This window comes from Parenemella sanctibonifatiensis (assembly GCF_002250565.1).
GTDB classification, from domain to species: Bacteria; Actinomycetota; Actinomycetes; order Propionibacteriales; family Propionibacteriaceae; genus Parenemella; species Parenemella sanctibonifatiensis.
Window position 1 is genome coordinate 148411 of the sequence record NZ_NMVJ01000009.1, and the last position, 23525, is coordinate 171935.

Genomic DNA, 23525 nt, shown 5'->3' on the forward strand with positions numbered 1-23525 from the left:
GTTGCGTCACGGGTGCCCGTGCCCCTGCATTCGTTGCTGCGTCATTGCGGCCTGCACTCCAGCTGGGGGCGACGCTCGGTGGGGGCCATCGGGGTACGCCCGCGCGCAGGACGTGCAGTCGATTCGCCCAGACCCGGGTTTCGGACCGGTTTCGAGAATCGACTGCACGCAGTGCGCGCGAGGTCTACTTCCAGAGGGTCGACAGCGCGAAGGCGAGGCCCATCAGGCCCATGCCGATGAGGATGTTCCAGTCGCCGAGGGTGTTCATGAAGGGCACGTACTGGCCGGCGATGTAGTAGACCACCAGCCAGATGACGCCCAGGAGGCCCACCGTGATGAAAGTCGGCGGCACCCAGCGGCGGCTGGCCGGCCCCTTCACCTTCGGCTTCTTCGCGACCTTCTTCTTGCTGGCGGCCTTCTTGGCCGGGGTCTTGGCCGACTTCTTGCTGCCGGACGACTTCTTGCCGGAGCCCTTCTCGTCCTCGTCCTCGTCCTCGTCGGAATCGGTGTCGTCGTCCTCGTCGTCCTCGTCAGCCTCGTTCACGTACCGACCCTTGCCGCCGCCCTTCGTGGCTGCGGCCTTCTTCGCCGCAGGCTTCTTCGGGGCGTCGTCCTCGTCCTCGAGGTCGTCGCTCTCGATGTCCTCGTCCAGGTCCTCGTCGCTGGTCGCGGCCTGTGCGCGAGCGGCGGCACGGCGGTCCTTGCGGCGTCGGTTGGCGGACTTGGTGGCCGAGCTGGAGCGTTCGGACTGCTTGCGGTCCTCAGGCTTCTTGGCTTCCTGGGCACGGGTCGAGGTCAGCTCGGAGCCGTCGGGCACCAGCTCACCCTCGGACAGCACATCCTCGTCGGCGTCGCGGCTGTCCCGTGTTGCCGGCGTGCTGCGCTGGGCGGGCCTGCCGGCACGGTTGCGGTTGGAGTTCGGTCGTGACGACGACCGACGACGCTTGGACTGAGGCAACGCGACAATCCCCTCTGAGCGATGAGGCGACCCGTCGCGGGACGCTCTCGTGGGCAAGAATCCTCAGGTAGCCTAGTCGGTCAAGGCCCGCGGCACACCTTCGCGCGCCCGGCCGCCGCGCAGATGGGGGAGGACGTGGCCGATCACAGGTGGGCCCGGCTGGCTCGTCGACTCTTCACTGGTGCCGTGCTGGCGCTCGCCGCAGCGATGATGACGACTGCGGCAATCAGCTCCCAGGGCACGGACCTGCGCCCCAACCGCAACGTTGATCTGGTCGATCTCATCGAGGAGGAAGCTGACCGCAACGCCGACCTGCGCCGCGACGCGACCGCACTGCGGGCCGAAGTCGACGCCCTCACCGAAACCGCTGCGGGCGAGGAGGGTGCCGGGCTGGCCCGGGCCCGCCAGGAGGCGGGCGGCGACCCGGTCCAAGGCCCCGCGATCCAGGTCACCCTCTCCGATGCTCCCGACTCGGTGCTGGCCGAGGGCGTTGACGAATCCATGTTGGTGGTCCACCAACAAGACATCCAGGCGGTCGTGAACGCGATGTGGGCCGGCGGCGCCGAAGCGATGACCATCCAGGGCCAGCGGGTGACCTCGCTGACCGCAGTCAAGTGCGTCGGCAACAGCGTGGTGCTGCACGGCGTCCCCTACGGCCCGCCCTACGTCATCGTCGCGGTCGGCGACAGCGCCGGCATGCAGGCTCAGCTCGAATCCGACAGCTGGGTGCAGGCCTACCGCGGCTTCGCCCGGCGCTACCAACTCGGCTACGAGCAACAACTGCTGCAGCGTGCCTCGCTGCCCGGTTACGAGGGTGGCGGCGAGCTCGAGTACGCCTCCCCGCTGCGCTGATCTGAACCCGGCCCGCGGCGGGCGTACGGGGTGGCAAACTGGTGCCGTGACCCGCATCCTCGTCATCGACAACTACGACTCGTTCGTCTACAACCTCGTGCAGTATCTCGCCCAGCTGGGCGCCGAGGTCGAGGTCTGGCGCAACGACGACGAGCGTTTCGACGCGGACCAGTGGTGGCGCGGTGGCGCCGACAGCCTGCCCTTCGACGGGGTCCTGCTGTCGCCGGGCCCAGGCACTCCGGAGGCAGCCGGGGTCTGCGTACGAGTGGTGCGCGAGCTCGAGGACCAGGTCCCGATCTTCGGGGTCTGTCTCGGCCTGCAGGCGATCGCGGTGGCGTACGGCGGCGTCGTCGACCGTGCCCCCGAACTGTTGCACGGCAAGGTCTCCCACATCACCCACGACGGTCAGGGCGTCTTCAGCGACGTGCCGTCCCCGGTCCAGGTGACGCGCTATCACTCGCTCGCGATGGACCCCGACCAGGTGCCCGCCGAGCTCGAGGTGACCGCAATGACCGAATCAGGTGTCGTGATGGCGGTACGCCACCGCACCGCCTCGGTGGAAGCAGTCCAGTTCCATCCCGAGTCGGTGCTGACCGAGCACGGCTATCCGATGCTGGGCAACTGGCTGGCCGCCTGCGGCGACGCCGAGGCGCCGGCTCGCGCGGCCGGGCTGAAGCCCGTCGTCCTGGGCTGATACGGACCGGAGCCCGATTGCTATGAAAGTCCGCCCCAGCCGGGTCAGTCGCACTAGATGCGACCAACCCCGGCTGAGGCGCGGTTTTCGTCGTCATCCCGGTGGCCACGGGCCCAATCCGGCACACAAAGGTGGGCTCGGCGCGGGTCAGGTCGGGGTCAAAGACGCAGCAACGACAGGTCGGGTCGGGATCGGGTGGCCTGGCGGCAAGCTGTCTTGCACAACTACAGGATGCTGTAGTTGTGCAGCCGAATCAGGCCGATTGAGGTGCGTAGCTACAGGAGGCTGTAGTTGTGCAGGTTCACACGACGGCGCCGCTACCCAAAGGTGGGGTGGCGGGGGGGGTGTCGGGGTGTGCCAAGGGCGGGCAGCGAAAGAGTCCGCCGCCCGCCGTCGCGGGTTCACACAGGATCAGGCCTGGTCGGAGTCCTGGTCCTTGCGGCCCAGCAGGCGCGCGCCGATGGCGGCCGCGCCGGCGCCGAGCGCCACCACGCCCGCCAGACCGGCACCGGCACCGGTGTCAGGCAGCTTCGGCGGCTTCGGGGAGTCGGTCGGCGCCGGGCTGGTGGGAGCCGGCGTCGTCGGAGCCGGGTCGGTGGGTGCCGGAGTGGTCGGTGCGGGCGAGGTCGGGGCGGGAGTTTCGGTGGTCGTACGCCACACGCTCATCACCGACGGACGAGGCAGCGAGTCGCCACCGTCGGGGAAGTGCGAGTCGCGGGTCCAGAAGTCGGCGTCGTTGTTCTCGCCCGGGTGCTGGATGGCGACGTTCACGCGCTCGGCGGTGACCCACGGACCACAGCATTCGGCACCGTTGGGCACCGAGAGGAACTGCATGACGTGGCCGCGTTCGGCGCCCTCGAGCGGCACGGCGTACAGGCCGTCGTGGGCGCCCAGGGTGTTGCCGTCGGTGGAGATCCACAGCGTGCCCTGCTCGTCGAAGGCGACGTTGTCGGGGCAGGAGATCGGCGAGACCTGCGACTTGTCGAAGCCACCGAAGTAGGTGCTCGGGTCCTCGGGGTCACCGCAGACCAGCAGCAGGTTCCAGGTGAAGGTGGTCGAGGTCGGGTCGTCGCCGTCCTCGATCAGCTCGACGACGTGACCGTCCTTGTTGGAGCCGGTCTCGCCCTGCAGACCGCGCGGGTTGGCCTCGTCGGCCTCCTCAGCGCTACGCCGGGTGTTGTTGGTCATCGCCAAGTAGACGCGGCCGGTGAGCGGGTTGGGCTCGACATCCTCGGGGCGGTCCATCTTGGTGGCGCCGACGGTGTCGGCGGCCAGCCGGGTGTGGATGAGGACCTCGGCGGCGGTCATGCCCTCGACGAAGGACTCGTCGCCGTGCACCAGGGCAATCCACTCGCCGGTGCCGTCGAACTCGCCGTCGGAGGGCAGCGCGCCGGATCCATCGATTTCTTCGGCCGGGGAGTTGCCGGTGAAGCGGGCGACATAGAGGGTGCCGTTGTCGAGCAGGTCGGCGTTGGGGTCGCCGCCGTCCTTGGCGTTCTCACCGGAGACGGTGCCGTCGGAGACGAACTTGTAGACGTAGTCGAAGCGCTCGTCGTCACCCATGTAGACCGCGACGTGACCATCGGAGCTGACGCTGACGGCGCCGGCCTCATGCTTGAAGCGGCCTAGCGCGGTGCGCTTGCGCGGGGTCGAGGTGGGATCCCACGGGTTGACCTCGACGATCCAGCCGAACCGGTTGGGCTCGTTGGGCTCCTGCGCCAGGTCGAAGCGGGAGTCGAACTCCTCCCACTTGCGCTGCGAGGCGCCCTCGGCCAGGCCGTAACGCTTCAGCGCCGCGAGCTGGTCGGCGTCGGTGATCGCCTCGAGGTTGGCGAAGTACTGGTTGAAGTTCTCCTCCGCGGTCAGCCAGGTGCCCCAGGGGGTCAGGCCGCCGGCGCAGTTGTTCAGGGTGCCCAGCACGGTGGTGCCGCTGGGGTCGGCCGAGGTCTGCAGCAGTTCGTGACCGGCGGCGGGGCCGGTCAGCTCAAACTCGGTGCCGTTGTGGAAGCGACGGTTGTACTGGTGGTCCACGATCGGGGTCAGTTCGCCGGTGCCGGCGGTCTTGGCGACGGCGACCACCGACAGGCCGTGGGCGGCCCACTCGATCTTGACCTGCTCTTCGGTGGGGGCCTCGGCGTCGTAGTCGGGGAACATGATGTTCGGGTTGGTGTACTCGTGGTTCGTCATCATGAGCTCGGTGGAGTCATCGATGTCGAAGAAGCCCAGGAAATCACAGTTGTAGCCGAACTGACCCAGCTGGTCGGCCTCGGTCTGATTCTCGGCGTCGAAGTCGGCAGCCGAGGAGAAGAGCTTGTCGCCCCAGCGCATCACCGGCTGGGCCTGGTAGCCCTCGGGAACCGTGACGAAGTCGTCGGTCGCCGGAGCGATCGGGGTCCAGCCGAAGGCGCTGGGCTGGGCCTGGGCCGCCCGCGTACCGTTCACGGCATCGATGCTGAGGCCCACCGCGGCGGTGGCGCCGACGACGGCCCCGGCCTTCAGCAGCGTACGCCGCGAGATCGCCTGCGCGACGATGTCACCGAAGTACTGGTTCTCGGTCTGGTTGGGAACCTCGGTGAAGCAGGCGTTGCCGCAGCGGTACTCACAGGTGGCGTTGGAGCGGTTGAGGTGCTTGGGCGTGAACAGCTTGAGCAGGGTACGAGGGGGCATGACAGCTCCTGACGACGCAACGGGTTGACAAGCGACCGGGCACAGCCGGCGCACGAACCCCACTCAACCGGCCCTGAGGGCACGGCGGGTCGCCAACGGATGACGGTTGGATGAACCTCCGGTGACGGAGCCTTCAGCTGGGGGTGTCGGAGTCCTCAGCGCGTCGGCGTCGCTGTCGGGGTGGGCGTCGGCGTTGGGGTCGGCTCCGGAGTCGGCGTGGGCGCCGGGATCGAGATGAAGATCACGACCTTGTCGTCCTTGCTGATCTTCTGCCGCGGCGAGGGCTCCTGGCCCACCACGACGCCGGTCTCACCGCTGGACTCCCGCTCCTGGAATTGGACATTGGTCAGCCCCAAGCCGTCCAGGACCTGCTGGGCCTCGGTCTGGGAGTAGCCCTGCAGATTGGGCATCTCGACCTGTCCGGTCGCGACCGTCAAGGTGATCTGCGAGTCGAGCGTGGTGTCGGTGCCCTCGCTGGGATCGACGTCGAGCACCTCACCGGCCTCGGCGGTGCTCGGCTCGGAGGTGGCCTCCTGGGTCCTGATGTTGGTGAAGCCGGCATCCTCCAGAGCCTGTCGGGCGTCGCTCTCGCTCTTGCCGATCAGGTCGTCGGGGATCTCGGCTGAGGCCAGGCCGACGTTCACCACGATGGTGACCTCGGAGCCCGGCGCCAGGGTGGTGTTGGCGGTGGGGTTCTGGCGCAGCACGGTGCCGACCGAGGATCCATCGGACTCCTCGACCTCTTCCACCTTCGGCACCAGGCCTTCGTCGCGGAGCCGCTGCTCGGCCTGTTCCCGCGTCATGCCGATCACCGAGGGGACCGTCGCCTGGACCGGTGAGGGGCTGGCCGACGGGCTCGGGCTGGGCTGCGGGTCGCGAAAGAACCACACTGCGCCGCCGATCAGCGCCACTGCCAGCAACAGGGCGACCACGGTGAGGACGATCGGGGCCTTGCTGCCCTTCTCCTCCTCGTCCTCGTCCTCTTCCTCCGGGTTGGCGGCCGGCGTCACGGGCGCGGCGGCCGGTGCGGCGGCGTAGGCCGGGGCGGGCGCCAACGCCTGGGTCGGGTCGGGATCCGGGCTGGTGGCTGAGGCGGGGATGACAGCGGTGACGGCCTGACCGGCCAGCAGCCGGGCGATGTCGGAGCGCATCTCCTGGGCAGACTGGAAGCGTTCGGCAGGGTCCTTGGCCAGCGACTTCAGCACGATCGCGTCCATGTCGGGCGTGATCGCCGGGTCGAGATGGCTGGGGGGTTGCGGGATCTCGCGTACGTGCTGGTAGGCCACGCTGACCGGGGAATCGCCCTGGAACGGTGGCCGTCCTGTCAGCAGCTCGTAGAGCAGGCAGCCGGCTGAATAGATGTCGGAGCGGGCGTCGACGCTTTCGCCGCGGGCCTGTTCGGGGGAGAGGTACTGCGCGGTGCCGATCACTGCGGCGGTCTGGGTCATCGTCGCTGACGTGTCGGCGACGGCGCGGGCGATGCCGAAGTCCATCACCTTGACCTGACCCTGCGGGGTCAGCATCACGTTGGCGGGCTTGATGTCGCGGTGCACGATGCCGGAGCGGTGCGAATAAGACAGTGCATCGAGGACGCCCTGGCTGAGCTCGAGAGCCCGCTCGGGCATCACCTTGCCGTCCTCGCGGAGCACGTCGCGCAGGGTCTTTCCTTCGACCAGTTCCATCACGATGTAGGGGACCTGGACGTCGTCGATGGCCTGCTCACCGGTGTCGTACACCGACACGATGTTGGGGTGGTTCAGGCCGGCGGCGGACTGGGCCTCACGGCGGAACCGGGCCTGGAAGGTCGGGTCCGTCGCCAGATCAGTGCGCAGGGTCTTGATGGCGACCTCGCGGCCCAGTCGCGTGTCCGTGGCGCGCCGGACCAACGCCATGCCGCCACGACCGAGGACCTCACCCAAGGCGTAGCGGTCGCCGATGACCTCGGCACGACCTTCGCTCATTGGTTGATTCCTTCCGATTGGGTTGACCTGTCCATGACCACCACAGGCCATTGTGGATCATCAGTGTGAGAACAAGATGAAAGAACCCTGCTCACCGGCACCTGAGGTTGAGCCTCACGCTGACGGGCTCCCGCGATGGGACGCTTCATGATTCCAGCACCGCCTCGATGACGCGCTTGGCGATCGGCGCGGCGATCCGGCCGCCGCCGATCTCGTTACGGGGTACGTCGGCGGACTCGACGAAGACGGCCACCACGATCTGCGGGTCGTTGGCCGGCGCCACTGCGCCGAACCAGGCGTATGGGGGGCGGTCCGGGGAACTCTGCGCGGTGCCGGTCTTGCCACCCACCTGCATGCCGTCGATCGCGACCGGGGCGCCGGTCCCGTTGTCGACCACGCCCACCATCATCTGGACCAGCGCGTCGGCGTTCTCCTGCGACATCACCCGATTCTGCTCGGTGGGGCGGTGCTGGGAGATGACGCTGAGGTCGGGGGCGCGGACGGTGTCGACCAGATAGGGCTCCATCATCGAGCCGCCGTTGGCGATGCCCGCCAGCACCATGCACATCTGGAGCGGGGTCGCCGCGACGTCGAACTGGCCGATCGAGCTCATCGCCAGCTGGGCCTGGTCGGGGTTCTCCGGGAAGCGGCTGGCGGCACCATTGAGGTCGGACAGCTGCCGTTCCCCGAAGCCGAAGGCCTCGGCCTGGCCGCGCAGAGCATCTTCGCCGATGGTGAGTCCGACGTTGGCGAAACTGGTGTTGCAGGACAGTTCCAGGGCCCGGCCCAGCGTCTGTTGGCTGTTGCCGCAGTCGGTCTGGTTGGGCAGATAGGTCTGGGTGCCGGGCAGCCGGAGCTGCTCGGGCGTGTCGATGAGGGTGTCGGGGCTCATCCCGTTCTCCAGCGCCGCGGCAGCGGTGACCAGCTTGAAGACCGAGCCGGGCGGATAGGTCTCGCGTACGGCGCGGTTGGCCATCGGGCTGCCGTCGGCACCCTGCAGCCGCTCCCAGGCATCCTGCGCCTCACCCAAGTCGTGGCTGGCCAGTTCGTTGGGGTCATAGCTGGGGCTGGTCACCAGCGCCAGGATTGCTCCGGTACGCGGATCCATCGCGACCACCGCCCCCTTGCGGCCGTCGAGGCCTTCGAAGGCGGCCTGCTGGGCGCGCGGGTCGATGGTGGTTTCGATCTGGGCGCCCTGCGGCGTACGCCCGGTGACCAGGTCGACGAAACGTGACAGCGCCTGGGCGTCGCCCTGGCCGGCCAAGGCCTCGTTGTAGGAGGCCTCCAACTCGCTGCGGCCGTAGGAGAAGGAGTAGTAGCCGGTGATCGGGGCGTACAACTCGGCGTCGGGGTAGCTGCGCTGGTACTTGTAGCGGTCGTCAGTGGGCGTGGTGGTAGCGATCGGACGGCCGCCGGCGAGGATGGCGCCGCGATTTTGGGAGAACTGTTCCTCGCGGGTACGCCGATTCAGCGGGTCGTTGACCAGGTCGGGTTCGCGGACCACCGTGTTGAAGGTGATCTGGCCCAGCAGCAGGGCGAAGAACAGTCCGGCCACGATGGCGACGCGACGGATGGGTCGATTCATGCTGAACTCCCCTGACCTGGTGGTTTCGGATGAGTCTGCGGTGTGGGCTGGCTGGTCGGCGTGTCCTGGGAGGCGTTTTGGAAGGCGCCGCGGCGGCCGATCACCTGGGTGGTGTCGCCGGCCAGCGACGGAGCGGGCGCGGGCGTGTGGCCCAGCTGGGGTTTGCGGGCGTTGTGGGAGATCACCATCAGCAGCGCCAGCACCAGCCAGTTGGCCAGCATCGAGGAACCGCCCTGGGACAGGAAAGGCGTGGTCTGGCCGGTCAGCGGCAACAGCCGGGTGACGCCGCCGACGATGGTGAAGACCTGCAGCGTGAACACGAAGGCCAGGCCCGCCGAGAGCAGCTTGCCGAAGGGGTCGCGGATGATGAGTGAGCTGCGCAGGCCGCGAGCGACCAGCAGCCCATACAGCACGATGATCGCGATCAGACCGGTGACGCCGAGCTCCTCACCGAAGGCGGCGGTGATCATGTCGGACTTCACCACCGGGATCAGCTCGGGACGGCCCAGCCCCAGTCCGGTGCCGAGCAGGCCGCCGGCGGCCATGCCGTACTGGGCCTGGATGATCTGGTAGTTGCGGTCGAAGTCGGAGAACGGGTCGAGCCAGGCGTTCACGCGCACCTGCACGTGTCCGAACACCAGATAGCCGACATAGCAGGCGAGCAGGAACATCCCGACGCCCAAGATTGGCCAGCCGGGGCGCTGGGTGGCGACGTAGAGCATCATCACGAACAGGCCGAAGAAGAGCAGCGAGGTGCCCAAGTCACGTTGGAAGACCAAGATGCCGACGGCGGCCGCCCACATGATCGCGATCGGACCCAGGTCGCGGGCTCGGGGCAGATCGACGCCCACCAGTCGGCGACCGGCCAGGGCAAGCACGTCACGCTTGTCGGTCAGATAGCTGGCGAACGCGATCGCCAGCACGATCTTGGCGATCTCGCTGGGCTGGAAGGAGTAGGGGCCGATCCCGATCCAGATCTGGGAGCCGTTGATCTCGCGGCCCAGCCCCGGCACCAGCGGCAGGAAGAGCAGCGTGATGCCGAGCCCGAACCACAGATAGGGGAACCGGGCCATCACCTGGTAGTGCCGCAGCACCATGATCGCGGCGATGAAGCCGACCATCGCCAGCAGGGTCCACATCAGCTGGGTCGGGGCGTTCGTGGCTCGCGTGCTGAGGTCGAGCCGGTGGATCATCGCCAGCCCCATCCCATTGAGGAGCAGCACGATCGGCAACATCAGCGGGTCGGCGTACGGCAGCCGCCACCGCACCGCCAGGTGCAGCACGACCGCGGCGCCGAACCACAGGGCCGCCGCGACCGGCAGGTTGTCGGGCAGTACGCCGTCGCGGTTGAGGTGGACCGTGACGTACGCGGCCAGCCCCATCGCCGCCGCGAACAGGGAGAGCAGCAGCTCCACATGTCGGCGACGTCGATAGACGACGATGAGCGACCCGTCGCTCATCAGCACTCGTTCGGTGCCGGCGCCGGTCCGGGGGCGGTCGTGGCGGTCGGGGTCGGAGTGGTCACTGGCGGTGCGGGGGGTGCCGGCGGCGCAGGTTCGCCGGGCGGGGCGGGTTCGCCGGGCGGGGCGGGTTCTCCGGGCGGGGCAGGCTCGCCGGGCGGGGCGGGCTCGGTCGGCTCCGGCTCCGGCGGCTGGTTGGCCGCCTCCCGCTGGGCCTTGCAGAAGGTCGCATTCTCCCGCAGCACGCTCACGGTTTCCTGCGCGGTTACCAGGTCAGGTACGCGGATGCTCTCGCCGACCCGCTGCTGGTAGTAGGGCGACAGGTCGGTGACGAGAATGTCCTGAGGTGTGTGGACGTGGGAGAACTGGATCCCGGCGAAGGAGCCCGGTACGCCCTGGTAGATGGCGACCTGATCCCCTTCGGCGCCGACGTAGTACTGCTGGTCGAGATACCAGCGGCCGCCGTAGAAACCGCCCAACACCAGCCCAGCGATCACCACCGCGGTGCCCAGACCCCACATGATCCGGCTGAACCAGCCACCCAGCCGAGGGCGATACCGCTCGTCCTCGTCGTCGTCCTCCTCGGTCGCCTCCTGATAGCCCTTGGGCTTGGGGGCGGCCGGGATGATCGCGCTGGTGCCGTCGTCGTCACTGGGTCGATTGGACTCGATGCTGATGGTGCGCGGCTCGACCACCGGAACGGTCGTGGTCGCGGCAGCGCCGGCCTTGATGGGGGCCAGCTCCGGGTCCTCGGGGACGACGTCGGCGACCACCACGGTGATGTTGTCGATGCCACCAGCGGCCCGGGCTGCCTCGGCGAGGGCGTCGGTGGCGGTCTCCACATCACCCTCGGCCAGCAGTTCTGCGATGACGTCGTTGTCAACCAGTCCGCACAGACCGTCGGAACAGAACAGCAGCCGGTCGCCCTCGCGTACGTCGAGAAGCTCCAAGTCGGGCTCGTTGCCGGGCTGCCCATTGAGCACCTTGAGGAGCAGTGATCGATGCGGGTTGACCGCTGCCTCTTCGTCGGTGAGCTTGCCCTGGTCGACCAGCGACTGGACCCAGGAGTGGTCGTGACTGAGTTGGGTCAGTTCGCCGTCGCGCAGCAGATAGCCGCGGGAGTCGCCGATGTGGGCCAGCCCGATCTGGGAGCCGTCGAACATGACGCCACAGACCGTGGTGCCCATCCCGTCCAGGCTGTGGTCGTCGGCGACCAAGTCAGCGATCCGGTCATTGGCGCGGCTGATGGCGCCGGCCATCGCCTCCAACATGTCCTCGCCCGTGGCGGGCGCGTCGGCCATCCGCTCATCGGAGCGGGACAGTTCCTGGACCGCGACCGCGGAAGCCAGGTCACCTGCCGCCGCGCCGCCCATACCGTCGGCGACGACCAGCATGGTGGCGGAGGCGTACCCCGAGTCCTGGTTGTTCTTGCGGACCAGGCCCACTTCGGAGTGACAGGTGAAGTTCAGATGCATCAAGGCACCAGTTTCATCAGCGTACGGCCGATCCGGACGGTGTCCTCGAGCCCGATCAGGGTGGGCGTCTGGATGCGCTGACCGTTGACATAGGTGCCGTTGGTCGAGCCGGTGTCCTCCACCACGAAGTTCCCCTCCCCGTCCGGATAGATCCGGGCGTGTCGGGTGGAAACGTAGTCGTCATCAAGCACCAGCGCACAATCGTTGCTGCGCCCGATTCGCAGATCGTCCTGCAAGGGCGTCTGCAGACCGTTCTGGCGTCCTTGGGTGATGACCAGGGCGTGAGGCGTACGCCGGCTGGACCGGGTCCGCTTCGGCTTGGCATTGAGGGAGCCCTGCTGGGGGAGTTCGGAGGAGGACACCGCCCGGCCGAACAAGTCGGTGCGGATCACGCTCGCTGCGATCAGGACAAAGATCCACAGCAGGGCGAGGTAGGCGATCTTGATCGCCGCGATGACCAGCTCACTCATCAGGTGCCCGTCGGTGAATGGACCAGCATCCGGGTCGACCCGATCTCGATCCGGGAGCCGTCGCCGAGGTCGGTGTGGCGGGTCTTCTTGCCGTCCACCACGATGCCGTTGGTGGAGCCCAGATCGGTGATCGCGATCTTCAGGCCGTCTCCCTCTGGCAGGACGTCGATCTGGGCGTGGCGCCTCGAGATGCCAGGGTCGGAGATGCGCAGGTCGGCGTCGGAGCCGCGCCCGATGACCAGTCCGGGCGGGGTGAGCGGGTGGCGTACGCCATTGACCTCCAGCACCAGCTGGCCCGGCCGCGGCGGGCGGGCCTCCCGATTGGAGTCAACACCGGCGACCGCGTGGGAGGAGACCCGGAAGCGGCCGGTGGGCAGCTTGGTGTCCAGCTCGTAGCTGATGGTGATGGGGCCGTTGAAGACGTAGCCTCGGTTGGCCGCGTGCTCACGCAACTCCGGGACCACCTCGTTGTTGAGGGTCTTGGAGTAGGGCACCAGCCGGTCGTGGTCGTGCTGGGACAAGAAAATGGTGAACTCGTTGGGCACCAGTCGACGTTCCCGCGACAGCAGCTTGGCCTCGGAGTCGAGCTCGCGCTGGAGCCGGGCAGCGATCTCGATCGGCTGGACGTCGCCCTTGAAGGCGCGCGCGAACACACCATTCACGACGCCCTCAATGGAGCGCTCGACCCTGTCGAAGACACCCAACGCTGCCACTCCTTGCTTTCCGGTCAATCTACTCGGCCAGCTGAACACGTGCAGTCTAGTGAGATGATGGCTTAGGTGTGTGCGACCGTGGTCCACCGCCACGCATACCAAGGGTACGAATGCCTGCCCCGGCGTCAGCGTCGGGTGAGGTTGGTCCCCACCAGGCTGTACAGGCGACCGCGGCTGTCGAGGCCCGCGTCCGGGACCGTGTACCAGCGCGCATCGGCGTCGGTAATCAGATCCGTCAGCGCCAGCGTGGCCGGATCCAGCAGCGCCACCCCGCCGGGATGGGCGGCCAGCACGACCGCTTCGCCCCGCCGGTCGGCCACCCTCAGCTCGGTGTGACCCGGCGCCGGAGCGCGTACGCCGACCGCTCCCGTGGCCGGGTCCAGCGCGACGATCTCGCCGGTGCTCAGCGAGGCCAACAGCTGTCCGTCGATGAAGGCGAGGCTGCGACAGTTCGGTGCCGGCAACGACACCTGCCACGCCAACACGCCGGTGTCGGGATTGACCTGCGCGACCACGCACTCGGTGTGAGTCGGGACCGATCCGAGACCGCCCTGGACGTCGGAGCCGACCCACACGCGCCCATCGGTGGGATCCACGGCGATCGCCCGCAGCGACTGCTCGGGCACGAGGCCGACATGACAGGCGAGGATGCCGCCCGTCGCACCGGCGCCGACCACCGTCAAGGCGCCGGCCGGGTCGCCCAGCGAGGGCTGGGTCGTGATGAGGATCCGACCGTCCGGCAGGGCGGCCATGCCTTGCGGGCGAGTCTGCCGATGCCCGATGACGCCGACCCGGGTGAGTGTTGCCGCGGGCGCGTCGGTCCGATAGCGCCACACCTCGGTGGAGGGATACATCGCCATCGTGACCCAGTCGCCGTCCGGCTCGGCGGTGGCGACCAACCGCTTCGGCTCGCCCGGCACCGGGAAGCGTTCGTCGCTGCCATCGGCGCGCCGCACGATGACCTGGAAGTGTCCGCCGAGGTGGACGTCATCGCCGACCACCAGCAGTGACTGCAGCGGTTCGGGCAGCGTCGGATGCCCGGCGTCGGCGAGGTCGAGGACCGTGACATCTCCGGCGCTGGCGTCCTTGATGGCATCGCTCGGGTCGGCCAGGTCCATGCTCCAGACCTGGCCGGTGCCGGTGGCGCCGCGCAATCGCCCATTGCTGTGCCACAGCAAGCGGGTCTCCGCGCCGACAACCGGCATACCGAGCGTCACGAACGCCTCGGCCGTCCGGTCCAGTCGCAGCAGTTGCCCCGCCGGGCGAGTGCTGACGACGACCTCGCCGCGGGGATCCTCAGAGGGCAGCCAGGCGATGGCGTCGATGGTGTCGTAGCTGTGGTCGGAATTCGGGCCCTGCGTGATGACCTGCACCCGCGTGGGATCGGCGCGATCCAGCAGGCAGAACGGGGCGCCGGCGTCACTGCCGACCGCGACTTCGGTCGGTCCCACCGCGATCCGGATCACCGTCGGCGCCTCGGCGAGCGCAGCCGGTGTGACATCGGTGACATCGCGCGGATCGGTGAGGCTGACCCTGGCCACGGTCGCCGGCGATCCGCCACCGACATAGAGGACCTGCTGCTCCGGGTCGACGGCCAGGGTGCGGGCGTACGCCGCCCCGGGCCGCAGCGGGCCGCTGGAGGTCAGCTCGCCCGTGCCCGCATCCAGACAGACGGCCGCCCCAGTGGGGTAGCTGCCGGCCCACACCTGGCCTGCGGCGTACTCGACTCCCCACAGGAACCGGTCGATCGGCTCGGCGGTCAGCAGCCGCGCCTGACCGGTGGTGGTGTCGACGGCGACGAGGTTGCCCGGGGAGTAGGTTCCGATGTACGCGGTGCCGTCGTGGACCGTCAGCCCCCAAGCGCCGTGGCCCCATTCGGCCGGAAGCTGGTGGTGGCTCAGCTGACCGGTGGTCAGGTCGGTGGCGGCCAACACGATCGGGGCAAACCGAGTCGTGGTCCACAGCGTGGTGCCCTCGACGTACGCGCCGGTGATGGCGGCGGACGCGTAGGCGGGGCCGAGATTCTCAGGGGCATGGTCGGGACGGGCAGGCATGGGCACCTCAGCTGTGGGTTGTGTTGAAGGCTACGGAAGGCGCGGGTCCTCGACGTAAAGTCTCGCACGGTCGAGGGGGCTGGGGCGCTGGTCCACAGCGGCCGTCAGTCTGCGGACTGTCGGGACGAATCCGGCTGTGGGGAAGGGACGGTTCGCCGCGCCCCTACTGATTGGCTCGTCCGGCCCCTGCGTGCTACCGTTCTGTCTCGGTCCGAAAGGACCCGCTACCTCGATCTTTTCGGAGATCGGTCACGCTTGCGCGAGTGGCGGAACGGTAGACGCGCTGGCTTCAGGTGCCAGTGTCCTTAGGGACGTGGAGGTTCAAATCCTCTCTCGCGCACCACGGCTATTCAGTAGTAGTAGCCGATTTGTTCAAGAGAACTCCCGGTCCCGGGTCACCGGGACCGGGAGTTCTGCGTTGGAGGGCCGTTGTCACGCCTCCGGGTGCCCCACCGAGCCCGTGAAGCGTGGCGAACCGGCGCTCGGCAGGCCCGCGACAGCGAAAAGCCCCGTCCGGGCTGTTTCCGGGCAGGGGCTGGTAGGGCGAGGTGCTACGAGATGATCGACTCCAGCGTGGCTGGCGAAGTGGTGACGGCGCGACCCTCAGGTCCCGCCCTCGTCGCAGGCGGCTGGTGGTCGGGATCGGTCCAGGCTGGGTCGTCGGGGTCGGGCAGGTAGGGGTCAGCCGATCCCGTCCAGCGCTCGAAGAACTCCGTGGGCATGTTGATGATCAGGCGGGTGTTCACCGCGTCTACGAAGAACGCGAGCGCTAGGGCGATCTTGTTGCGACCGAGAACCTTGATCGAGCCCTTGGAGAATCGACCGTGATGGTCCTTGAAGTTGCTGTTGGCCGTCTCGGAGAGATTGCGACCGCCATAGGCACGCTCCCACTCCGGGGAACCCCAGACGTAGGGCTGGTAGAAGCGGATCACCTCAGTGATCGGGACGACCTTCGTCTTCCCGCAGGCGCAGTCTTCACCCCGGACGTGGGCGGTCGTGGGGCGGGTGGTGCGACGCCCGCCCCGTGAGTGCTGTTTGACGGCCTTCAGACGCATCGAGGCAGGGTGGTTGACACACCGCACCTGTCCTCGGACGGCAGGTCCCACCAGTCGGACCGTGCCCCTCTCTAGGTTCCAGTCCTCGAAGCCGAAGGAGAAGGCGTGACGCTTGACGACCATCTCTGCGCGCTTGTCCTTGATCGCGTGAGATTCCAGGGGTGAGCGGGTGGGGACCGCATCATGCTTGGTCACCTTGTCACTGACCAGGAGCAGTCCGTCTCGCCACTGAGTCCCCTTGATCGGCCCGGGTCTGACTCTTCGGTTGTTCGGGTGCAGGTCGAACACTTGCTTGATGCCGCGCTCGTGCAGAGGCAGGGTCCAGTTCTGGGCCTTGCAGTTGGAGTAGCCGCGGTCATCCAGAACCTCGTCAGGGGTGTGCCCCAGCACCCGCTTCACCTCATCGAGGACGGCGATGCCCGCGTCGCCACGGTGGGTGCTTCCGGGGGCAAGGTGGAGCACCCGAATAATGGGCGGTGCATGAAGGGGTGAGCCGGGCTCGCGTGAGTCCCCAGGAAATGGGCCTCGTAGCCCAGCCGTACGTTGCCGGGGCTGAGGTTCTTTCCCGTCTGCACTTGGTCCCGGGCATCTCCGTCGACCGAGTGATCAACGTCCCATCCTCGGCCACGCGCGGGAACCCGGGAGCGTTGCTGGCCTTGGGTGCATCCTCTAAGTCGGCGGGAACGAGATAGTCGGACTTCTGCTGGTAGTCCGGCTTGGCATCCTTGGCCCAACTGCGACGACGGGCATGGGTCTCGATCAGTGTGCCGTCGAGCGCTTGTCGAGAGGTCGGGGCAACTTCGGGTGTCTCGATGAGGCGGATGATGAAGTCGTCCAGTGACATCTGGAGCCGAGGATTTCCTACTTCGCCAGTGGCCTGGCAGATGCTCTCATCGCCCGCCTTGGCGAGCGTCTTGAAGGCGTACTCGACGTGGTGGTAATCGCAGCGGGAGAAGCCCACTTCCCGGCGCTGGGAGGGGGTGAGCCCATCGGCCACGTGCATGATGTCGACCAGGTGGAACGTGGCCTCACAGTGGAAGGCCGCGAGCGTGCACAGGCGGATGAAAGCAGCCCACGACACAACACGCTTGCGACCCGTCGTCGCGGCCATGCGCTCCTGGACGAACGCCGGGATCCCCTTGCGCTCCAGACGCTTCATGACCTGACGGAACTCGCGAGCGCCCGTCGAGCGTGCCGTCTTGGCCCGCCAGCGGGGGTCGTCGTAGTGCTTGCGGGTGATCACCGCGAACGTGCTCCCGAGGCGATGATGAGCCACTCGTCGTCGGCCCACCTACGCTTGGTGAAAGGAACGACGGCCTCCAGGGTCGAGGCGCTAGTGGTTCCGGCTGCTGCCTGCACCTCGGCCAGGGAGGCCCCGTTGTCCAGCAGGTCCTTGATCCAGGTGGTGCGCAATCGGCTGGCCGTGAGCGTCGGGAGATAGGCGGGGGTCTTGATCGCCTTGCGGAAGTTAGCGAAGGTGCCGTTGGACTTCTTCTTCTGCGTCCCGATGATCGGGCCCTCGGGACGAGCCGCACACAGGGCTCGCAACTCCTCGGTGTACTGCGTGAGGACAGGCGCGATCCGGTCCGCGACCTTGATCGAGGCAACGGCGCACCTGCGAGGAAGTAGATGTCGTGTGCAGTGATGTCCATGAGTTCGGGCACTTTCAGGCCGCCCCCGTGCGCGAGCACCAACAGGCTGCGGAGGATGTGCGCGCCCTTGTCGCTCTGCTGCTCCACCGCGTCCCAGTAGCCCGCCATCTCGGGCTCGGTGTAGGGCGGAGCGAGTCGGACGTGATTGGTGTACTGGGTCCGATCCGGCTCCCAGGGCGCACGCCTCGTGATCCCTTTGCCGACGTTGGTGAGGGCCGCGCGGTAGTTGCCTTGGCTGTGCCGAGAGGAGGTGCCCTCGCCCTCCGCGATGTACTGCTCCACCCGCTGCGGGGTGAACATCACCTCGGGGTCGAGAGGGAGGTCCTGCTCCAGAGCCCAAGCTAGGAATCGGGCGGTGATCCGCAGCGCGAAGTGAACGCTGGTCGGAGCCCTGTAGGTGCTCTTCGAGACTGCCCTGACTGCGAGCGGCCTGACCGTGTGCCAGACCTCTGAGGGCACACGCTCGCTCTCGGGGGTGTAGTTGTCCAGCACGTCCTGGGCGGTCCTCATGACCACGCCCCCGATGACCAAATCCTTGGGCACGGCCTACCTCCGTTGTGTTCGTAAGCACTGTGACAGTGGCAACAGGTTCCCCCTCCCCGCAACGCCCTTTCGGGAGCCCGTCCCGCCGCCACGAGGCAAACCTCCCGAGTCGGGTGGCTCGGATAACTACGAGCAGCCTCTTCGCCCGTCGCAGGCGGAAACGCTCTTACTGGCCCGGATCAGCCCCGAGCGCTTGTCAGGCAGATGAGGGTCAAGGCTGACCAGAAGGGCTGGGAACGCATCGACTGGACCGTGCTGGTGTCCAAGCAGCGCTTCGTAAAGACGTTGGCCGTGCGCCAGGGGAGGCAGAGACGCTGCTGCCCCAGGTGGAGGCGTGGCTGGAATCAGGTGCCGTGTGACGCCTCGGGTGAGGGCTGGTCGGCCACGCCTGGCCCGTTCCGTCGGTCTCTCCACCTACGATCAGAAGGACGCCTCCAGAGGTATGACGACAGCAAGGCAGGGTAGATGAAGCGCAGCCCCAAGGGACGGCTCGAACTCACGTGGATGGGCAAGGACTCCGCCCTGATCCCGGTGGAGGACGGCAAGTACGACTACTCCTTCGTGGACCCGGATGACCCTCGGGCATTGGAGGTCAAGTCCATCGAGGTGCTGGAGCAGGTCGGTGAGGTCGACGGTCCGACTGGGGCGAACGAGAACCTGCTCATCATCGGGGACTCCGGTGACGCGCTCCGCTCGCTGGTGACCATCCCCGAGTACCACGACAAGTACGCCGGTCAGGTGAAGTTGGTCTACATCGACCCGCCGTTCAACACAGAGAAGACCTTCGAGCACTACGTGGATCAGTTGGAGCACTCAATCTGGCTGACGATGATGCGAGACCGCATCCGCGACATTAAACCCCTCTTGTCTGGCGACGCCTCAGTGTGGGTCCACCTCGATCACAGTGAAGTTCATCGCATGCGGGTGCTTCTAGACGAGGAGTTCGGACCCGAGTGTTTCGTGTCATCGGTGATATGGAGATCAGCGGATACTGGAAACTATGACGATGCTAGATTCTCCAATGACCACAACACCATTCTTGTGTACAGCCTGAATGCTGGCTGGGCAGCGAATGGCCTAGAGCGCAATGTCAAGCAATCTAGCCACTACCGCAATCCCGACAACGATCCGAGGGGCCCTTGGTTTGACGGCAACCCCTTGGGTTCTCCAAATCCTCGCGAGAACTTGATGTACGACATCGTGTCTCCGCAGGGAAACACGATTCGGCACCCGCCTCACGGTTGGCGTTGGCAGCAGTCAACGATGGATCGGATGATCGAGGACGGCGCTATTCGTTTCAACGACGAGGGTACGCGGATTATTTATCGTACGTATCTACGAGAACAGGGCGACCTCCCGCCGTCTGATCTCTGGGACGAGGTTTCCGAGACGGGCAGTAATAGAAAAGCAAAGAACGAACTGAAAGCACTGTTCGGTCTGCCCGCGAAGCAGGTATTCAGCACGCCAAAACCGGAGTCCCTTCTGCGCAGGATCATTACGATCGCCACGAATCAGGGGGACCTCGTTCTCGACTTCTTCGGAGGTTCGGGGTCCACGGCAGCGGTGGCGCACAAAATGGGGCGTCGGTGGGTCACGGTCGAGTTGCAGCGGTCTACGGTAGACCAGTTCCTGCTGCCGCGACTTAGGCGGGTAGTTGATGGTTCAGACACTGGTGGTATCAGCCAAACCACGCAACGTATCGCGGCCAGCGGGACGCTGGCAGGGACGCTAACCCCGGAGGAAGCAGCGGAGTTCGTCAGGCAACTGAAGAAGGTTGTGTCAGATCTAGAAGGTCTCGATGAGGCGACTATCAGCCGGATGTCTCAATCTCTCAGAACACGGAACAGCACCACGACCCATTGGCGCGGTGGCGGCGGGTTCACTGTTGCCAAGATGGGTCCCTCGATGTACGAGGTGGACGACGAAGATGGTTCGGTGTACTTGTCCCCGGAGGCGACGAACGGTGCGTGGTCGAAGGCCATCGCAGGGCAGTTAAAGTTCACTTTGACGCCGGACGATCCGGTGTTCTGTGGAGTTCGAAAGCGCCAGCGGCTGGCGGTGATCGACGGCGTGGCGGACGAGACGGTGGTGCGCACGGTGGTCGAGCACTTGGGCGAGAAGGAGAAGGCCGTGATCGTAGCCAAGGGTGTCCTGCCGGAGGCGGGCGACCTGCTCCAGCGACTGTCGCCGGGGTCGCGGATCAAGAAGGCTCCTGAGGACATGTTCCCGAAGGGGACGGTGAACTGACATGGCCGTGGACATCACCTACGACGAGGCCCTCATTGAGGAGATCGCCGCGCGCTTTGATCTGCGCGACCCGAACAAGAACGCGCTGGCGACCATCGTTCAGCGGATCGCTGACGGCAGCGCTGGCTTTCAGGAGATGGTGGCCGACCTCGCCACGGGCGTAGGTAAGACCTTCCTGATGTCGTCGCTGATCGAGTACCTGGCTCAGCAGGGTGTCCGGCACGTACTGGTGGTCACCCCGGGCTCCACGATCCAGCGCAAGACCCTCGCGAACTTCGACGCGGCGTCGGCCAAGTACGTGGCCGGGGCTGACATCGCCCCGTTCATCGTCACGCCCGACAACTTCCAGGCAGCCAACGTCGGCTCCGTGCTGCGCAACCCGCAGCGGCTGAAGGTGTTCGTCTTCAACGTGCAGCAGTTGATCCGCCCCACCGACAAGGTGAGCCGGAAGGTGCGCTCCGAGGACGAGAACCTCGGGGACGCCCTCTACTCGCACTTGGAGAACGCTGACGACCTGTTCGTGATCGCGGACGAGCACCACGTCTACCGGGAGAAGGCCAAGGCGTTCTCCGCGGCGATTCGTGATCTGAACCCGGTCGCGTTGATCGGTCTGACAGCCACGCCGGACAAGGACGACTACGCCAAGGTCGTGTTCCAGTACACGCTCGGTGAGGCCATCGCGGACGGTCACGTGAAGGTGCCGGTGATCGTCTACCGGAAGGACGGCACGAAGGACGAGCGCACCCAGTTGCGGGATGCCTGCCAGTTGCTGGGCCACAAGGAGAAGTCCTACGAGGTCTACCGGCAGACCTCCCCCGATGCACCTGCCGTGAAGCCGGTCCTCTTCGTCGTGTGCCAGACCATCGAGCACGCCACCGAGGTCGGCCAGTTGCTCGCCCAGCCCGGGATGATCGGTGACGGCTCCCAGGTCCTGGAGATCACCTCGCAGTCCTCCGATGTTGCGCTGGAGGCCCTCGCCAAGGTCGAGGACCCTGACTCACCGATCCGGGCCATCGTCAGCGTGAACATGCTCCGCGAGGGCTGGGACGTGAAGAACATCGCCGTCATCGTGGCGCTGCGCAGGTTGGCCTCCCAGACTCTCACGGAGCAGATTCTAGGTCGTGGGCTGCGACTGCCTTTCGGTGCCCGCACGGGACTTGCTGACGTGGATCAGGTGGACCTGGTGGCCCACGACTCCTACCAGCAGTTGCTCGCCCAGAAGGACGTACTCCGGCAGCGCATCCAACTGCCGTCCACGGCTGTCGAGGTGGACGACCAGGGGTTTGCGACCACTACCGAGGTCGACCCCAACCAACCCGTCCCCGTGGAGCCGGTCGCTGGCTCGTCCCAGCAGGATCAGGTCGGCGGCACAGGTAGCAGCAGCAGCCTCACCCCGGCCCCCGGCCAGTGGGCGCTGTTCGACTGGGAGGAGGACGAATCGGCTCAGGGCGAGGACTACCAGCCCAACCCCGGCCTGATCTTCGAGGAGACCGAGCAGCGCGTCGAGGCCAAGGTGCCCGAGCCGCAGTACCGGGTGAAGGGTGCCCCGCAGATCATCTTCCCCCGGCGCGAGTCGCGCTTGGTGCACTCCCCCTTCTCTCTCTCGGACATCCCTGATGGCGATGCTGAGAAGGCGGGCGCGGCCTTCGTCAAGGAGGTGCCCACCTTCATCTTCCGCGACGCACTGGAGGCCAAGCGGAAGGGTGACCAGGTGGAGATCATCAGCACCCCGCAAGGCACTTCGGAGGCTCAGCAGACCCTGGCTGGTCTGGACGTGGTGCAGGCCGAACTGACCGAGACGATCATGCAGCAGCCGGAGGTTCCTGCTGAGAGGTCATCCAAGAACGCCGCCAAGCGACTCGTGAGGGCATTCCTGAAGGGCGCTGGGGTCACGAACGACGAAGAGACCGCTGAGTGGGGCACAAAGCGTCGCCAGCAGGCCGTCGAGGGCATGAGGACCATGATCCGCGACAAGATCACGACCCGACCCCGGCAGGAGAAGTTCGAGTTCGTCAAGATCGAACTTCCACTGGAGCCTGTCACCGTGGCAGCAGACGCGGTGAAGGCCCACAACGTGGTGAAGTTCAAGAAGGGGCTTCAGTACGTCGGCTGGGAGAAGAACGTCATGCCGGTCGCCACCTTCGACGCGGGAACGACCGAGTGGGAGTTGGCGCTCCTCATGGACCGCGACCCCAACATCAAATGGTGGGTCCGCGTATACGTCGGCGGTCAGGCGTTCATCCCCACCCCGGATGGTCGATACTTCCCAGACTTCATCGCGCTTGATGTCGATGGCGTGCATTGGCTGATCGAGGGCAAGGCTGACGACCACGCCAAGGATGACCCCGTGCTCCGCAAGAAGAAGGAAGCCGAGAACTGGGCTCGGGCCGTGCGAGACGACGGCGACTTCGGGACCTGGCGATACATGTTCGCGACCGAGACCAACATCGAGCATGCAGGAGGTTCCTGGAACGCCCTGCTGACGAGCACGAAGCCGGAGTAGGGCTGTGGCTCGTCCGCAAAGCACTCCGCGACGGCCCAAGAGCAAGGGTCCCGACCCACTGTCAACCCAGCCCGGGCACTCGTGGAGGTACCTCTACGAGCGTTTGACTGAGAAGCGGTTCCAGCAACTGTGCGGAGCCCTTCTGAGGCATGACGACCCGACCGTCAGGCTGTACCCCGTAGGTGAAGCGCGTTCACTTCCATGCCTGTCTGGAGGCGACCAAGAGCATCTTCGACAGACTCAGGAACATGACCGGCGCGTCTGGGGACGGCGCGTCCCTTGTGGATGAGACTCTTGCGCTCGGCATGAGCGGCACCCCGGTGCTGGCCATCAACTCCCTGCGGACCCAAACGGAGAGGGACGAGCAGACCAGCCTCGCCAACTTGGTCAAGGGCCTCGGGGGTCTTTACCGCAATCCCACGGTTCATGATCCGCGGCTGAGTCGCTCCATCAGCGATGAGGAACTGCTGGAGGTGCTGACAATGGTCTCCATGGTCCACCGCAAACTCGATGGTGCTCGTCAGGCCAGCGGCGGGCGGTGACAGTCCGGGTATGCCACAAGATGCTGAGAATCCGAGACACGCTTCCACGCGCGAGCCGGCGTGCATCTGCCGGTGCTTCACTAGGGTTGAGGAT

17 protein-coding genes and 1 tRNA gene are annotated in these 23525 nt (G+C 66.7%); 6 read left to right on the forward strand and 12 right to left on the reverse strand.

The window, feature by feature from the left end; translation table 11 throughout:
- Window positions 1-184: 184 nt before the first annotated feature.
- The gene (locus tag CGZ91_RS15020; RefSeq protein WP_407670874.1) at window positions 185-958 is read right to left on the reverse strand and encodes a cell division protein CrgA; all 774 of its coding nucleotides are present in this window, start codon (window positions 956-958) and stop codon (window positions 185-187) included.
- Window positions 959-1093: 135 nt separating this feature from the next.
- Here CGZ91_RS15020 and CGZ91_RS11285 point away from each other — a divergent pair, with 135 nt between their 5' ends.
- Together CGZ91_RS11285 and CGZ91_RS11290 are read left to right on the forward strand one after the other, a co-directional pair.
- Window positions 1094-1810: a DUF881 domain-containing protein gene (locus tag CGZ91_RS11285; protein WP_229116590.1), complete on the forward strand. Its 717-nt coding sequence runs from the start codon at window positions 1094-1096 to the stop codon at window positions 1808-1810.
- A 46-nt stretch (window positions 1811-1856) separates the two neighbouring features.
- A complete protein-coding gene (locus CGZ91_RS11290) occupies window positions 1857-2504 on the forward strand; it encodes an aminodeoxychorismate/anthranilate synthase component II (RefSeq protein ID WP_094455230.1) in 648 nt (215 codons plus the stop codon).
- 411 nt (window positions 2505-2915) lie between these two features.
- Here the strand turns inward: CGZ91_RS11290 and CGZ91_RS11295 are convergent, their stop codons facing one another.
- The 8 genes from CGZ91_RS11295 to CGZ91_RS11330 form a co-directional block, all read right to left on the reverse strand.
- On the reverse strand, window positions 2916-5171 hold the full coding sequence (locus CGZ91_RS11295) for a PhoX family protein (RefSeq protein ID WP_094455232.1): 2256 nt from the start codon (window positions 5169-5171) through the stop codon (window positions 2916-2918).
- A 155-nt stretch (window positions 5172-5326) separates the two neighbouring features.
- Window positions 5327-7132 (reverse strand): Stk1 family PASTA domain-containing Ser/Thr kinase, encoded by a 1806-nt coding sequence (pknB, locus tag CGZ91_RS11300; protein WP_094455234.1) that lies wholly within the window; start codon window positions 7130-7132, stop codon window positions 5327-5329.
- 145 nt (window positions 7133-7277) lie between these two features.
- Window positions 7278-8717 (reverse strand): peptidoglycan D,D-transpeptidase FtsI family protein, encoded by a 1440-nt coding sequence (locus CGZ91_RS11305; RefSeq protein ID WP_094455236.1) that lies wholly within the window; start codon window positions 8715-8717, stop codon window positions 7278-7280.
- The gene (locus CGZ91_RS11310; protein ID WP_094455238.1) at window positions 8714-10177 is read right to left on the reverse strand and encodes an FtsW/RodA/SpoVE family cell cycle protein; all 1464 of its coding nucleotides are present in this window, start codon (window positions 10175-10177) and stop codon (window positions 8714-8716) included. The genes CGZ91_RS11305 and CGZ91_RS11310 overlap by 4 nt, the downstream gene beginning before the upstream one ends.
- Window positions 10177-11652 (reverse strand): PP2C family protein-serine/threonine phosphatase, encoded by a 1476-nt coding sequence (locus CGZ91_RS11315; protein WP_094455240.1) that lies wholly within the window; start codon window positions 11650-11652, stop codon window positions 10177-10179. Before CGZ91_RS11315 ends, CGZ91_RS11310 begins: the two co-directional genes overlap by 1 nt.
- Window positions 11652-12122 (reverse strand): FHA domain-containing protein FhaB/FipA, encoded by a 471-nt coding sequence (locus tag CGZ91_RS11320; protein ID WP_094451552.1) that lies wholly within the window; start codon window positions 12120-12122, stop codon window positions 11652-11654. Before CGZ91_RS11320 ends, CGZ91_RS11315 begins: the two co-directional genes overlap by 1 nt.
- Entirely contained in the window at window positions 12122-12826 is a 705-nt protein-coding gene (locus CGZ91_RS11325; RefSeq protein WP_094451553.1) for an FhaA domain-containing protein, read from the reverse strand. The genes CGZ91_RS11320 and CGZ91_RS11325 overlap by 1 nt, the downstream gene beginning before the upstream one ends.
- A 134-nt stretch (window positions 12827-12960) precedes the next feature.
- Complete coding sequence (locus CGZ91_RS11330; RefSeq protein WP_094455242.1) at window positions 12961-14889, reverse strand: outer membrane protein assembly factor BamB family protein; 1929 nt, start codon at window positions 14887-14889, stop codon at window positions 12961-12963.
- Between the two features lie 257 nt (window positions 14890-15146).
- Between CGZ91_RS11330 and CGZ91_RS11335 the strand changes: the two genes are divergently transcribed.
- Window positions 15147-15232: transfer RNA gene (locus CGZ91_RS11335), tRNA-Leu, on the forward strand.
- A gap of 208 nt (window positions 15233-15440) precedes the next feature.
- Here CGZ91_RS11335 and CGZ91_RS11340 read toward each other — a convergent pair.
- From CGZ91_RS11340 to CGZ91_RS11350, 3 genes are read right to left on the reverse strand one after another with little or no spacing between them, the layout of a single operon-like run.
- Window positions 15441-16406 (reverse strand): hypothetical protein, encoded by a 966-nt coding sequence (locus CGZ91_RS11340; RefSeq protein ID WP_144276881.1) that lies wholly within the window; start codon window positions 16404-16406, stop codon window positions 15441-15443.
- Entirely contained in the window at window positions 16345-17187 is an 843-nt protein-coding gene (locus CGZ91_RS11345) for a hypothetical protein (protein ID WP_094455246.1), read from the reverse strand. The genes CGZ91_RS11340 and CGZ91_RS11345 overlap by 62 nt, the downstream gene beginning before the upstream one ends.
- Window positions 17184-17492, reverse strand: coding sequence for a hypothetical protein (locus tag CGZ91_RS11350; RefSeq protein ID WP_094455248.1), 309 nt, complete (start codon window positions 17490-17492; stop codon window positions 17184-17186). Before CGZ91_RS11350 ends, CGZ91_RS11345 begins: the two co-directional genes overlap by 4 nt.
- A 1112-nt stretch (window positions 17493-18604) precedes the next feature.
- Between CGZ91_RS11350 and CGZ91_RS11360 the strand changes: the two genes are divergently transcribed.
- The 3 genes from CGZ91_RS11360 (at window position 18605) to CGZ91_RS11370 (ending at window position 23431) form a co-directional block, all read left to right on the forward strand.
- Window positions 18605-20386, forward strand: a complete 1782-nt coding sequence (locus CGZ91_RS11360; protein ID WP_094455252.1) for a site-specific DNA-methyltransferase — start codon at window positions 18605-18607, stop codon at window positions 20384-20386.
- Between the two features lies 1 nt (window position 20387).
- On the forward strand, window positions 20388-22889 hold the full coding sequence (locus CGZ91_RS11365) for a DEAD/DEAH box helicase family protein (protein WP_094455254.1): 2502 nt from the start codon (window positions 20388-20390) through the stop codon (window positions 22887-22889).
- 182 nt (window positions 22890-23071) lie between these two features.
- A complete protein-coding gene (locus tag CGZ91_RS11370; protein WP_229116591.1) occupies window positions 23072-23431 on the forward strand; it encodes a TIGR02391 family protein in 360 nt (119 codons plus the stop codon).
- Window positions 23432-23525: the final 94 nt, after the last annotated feature.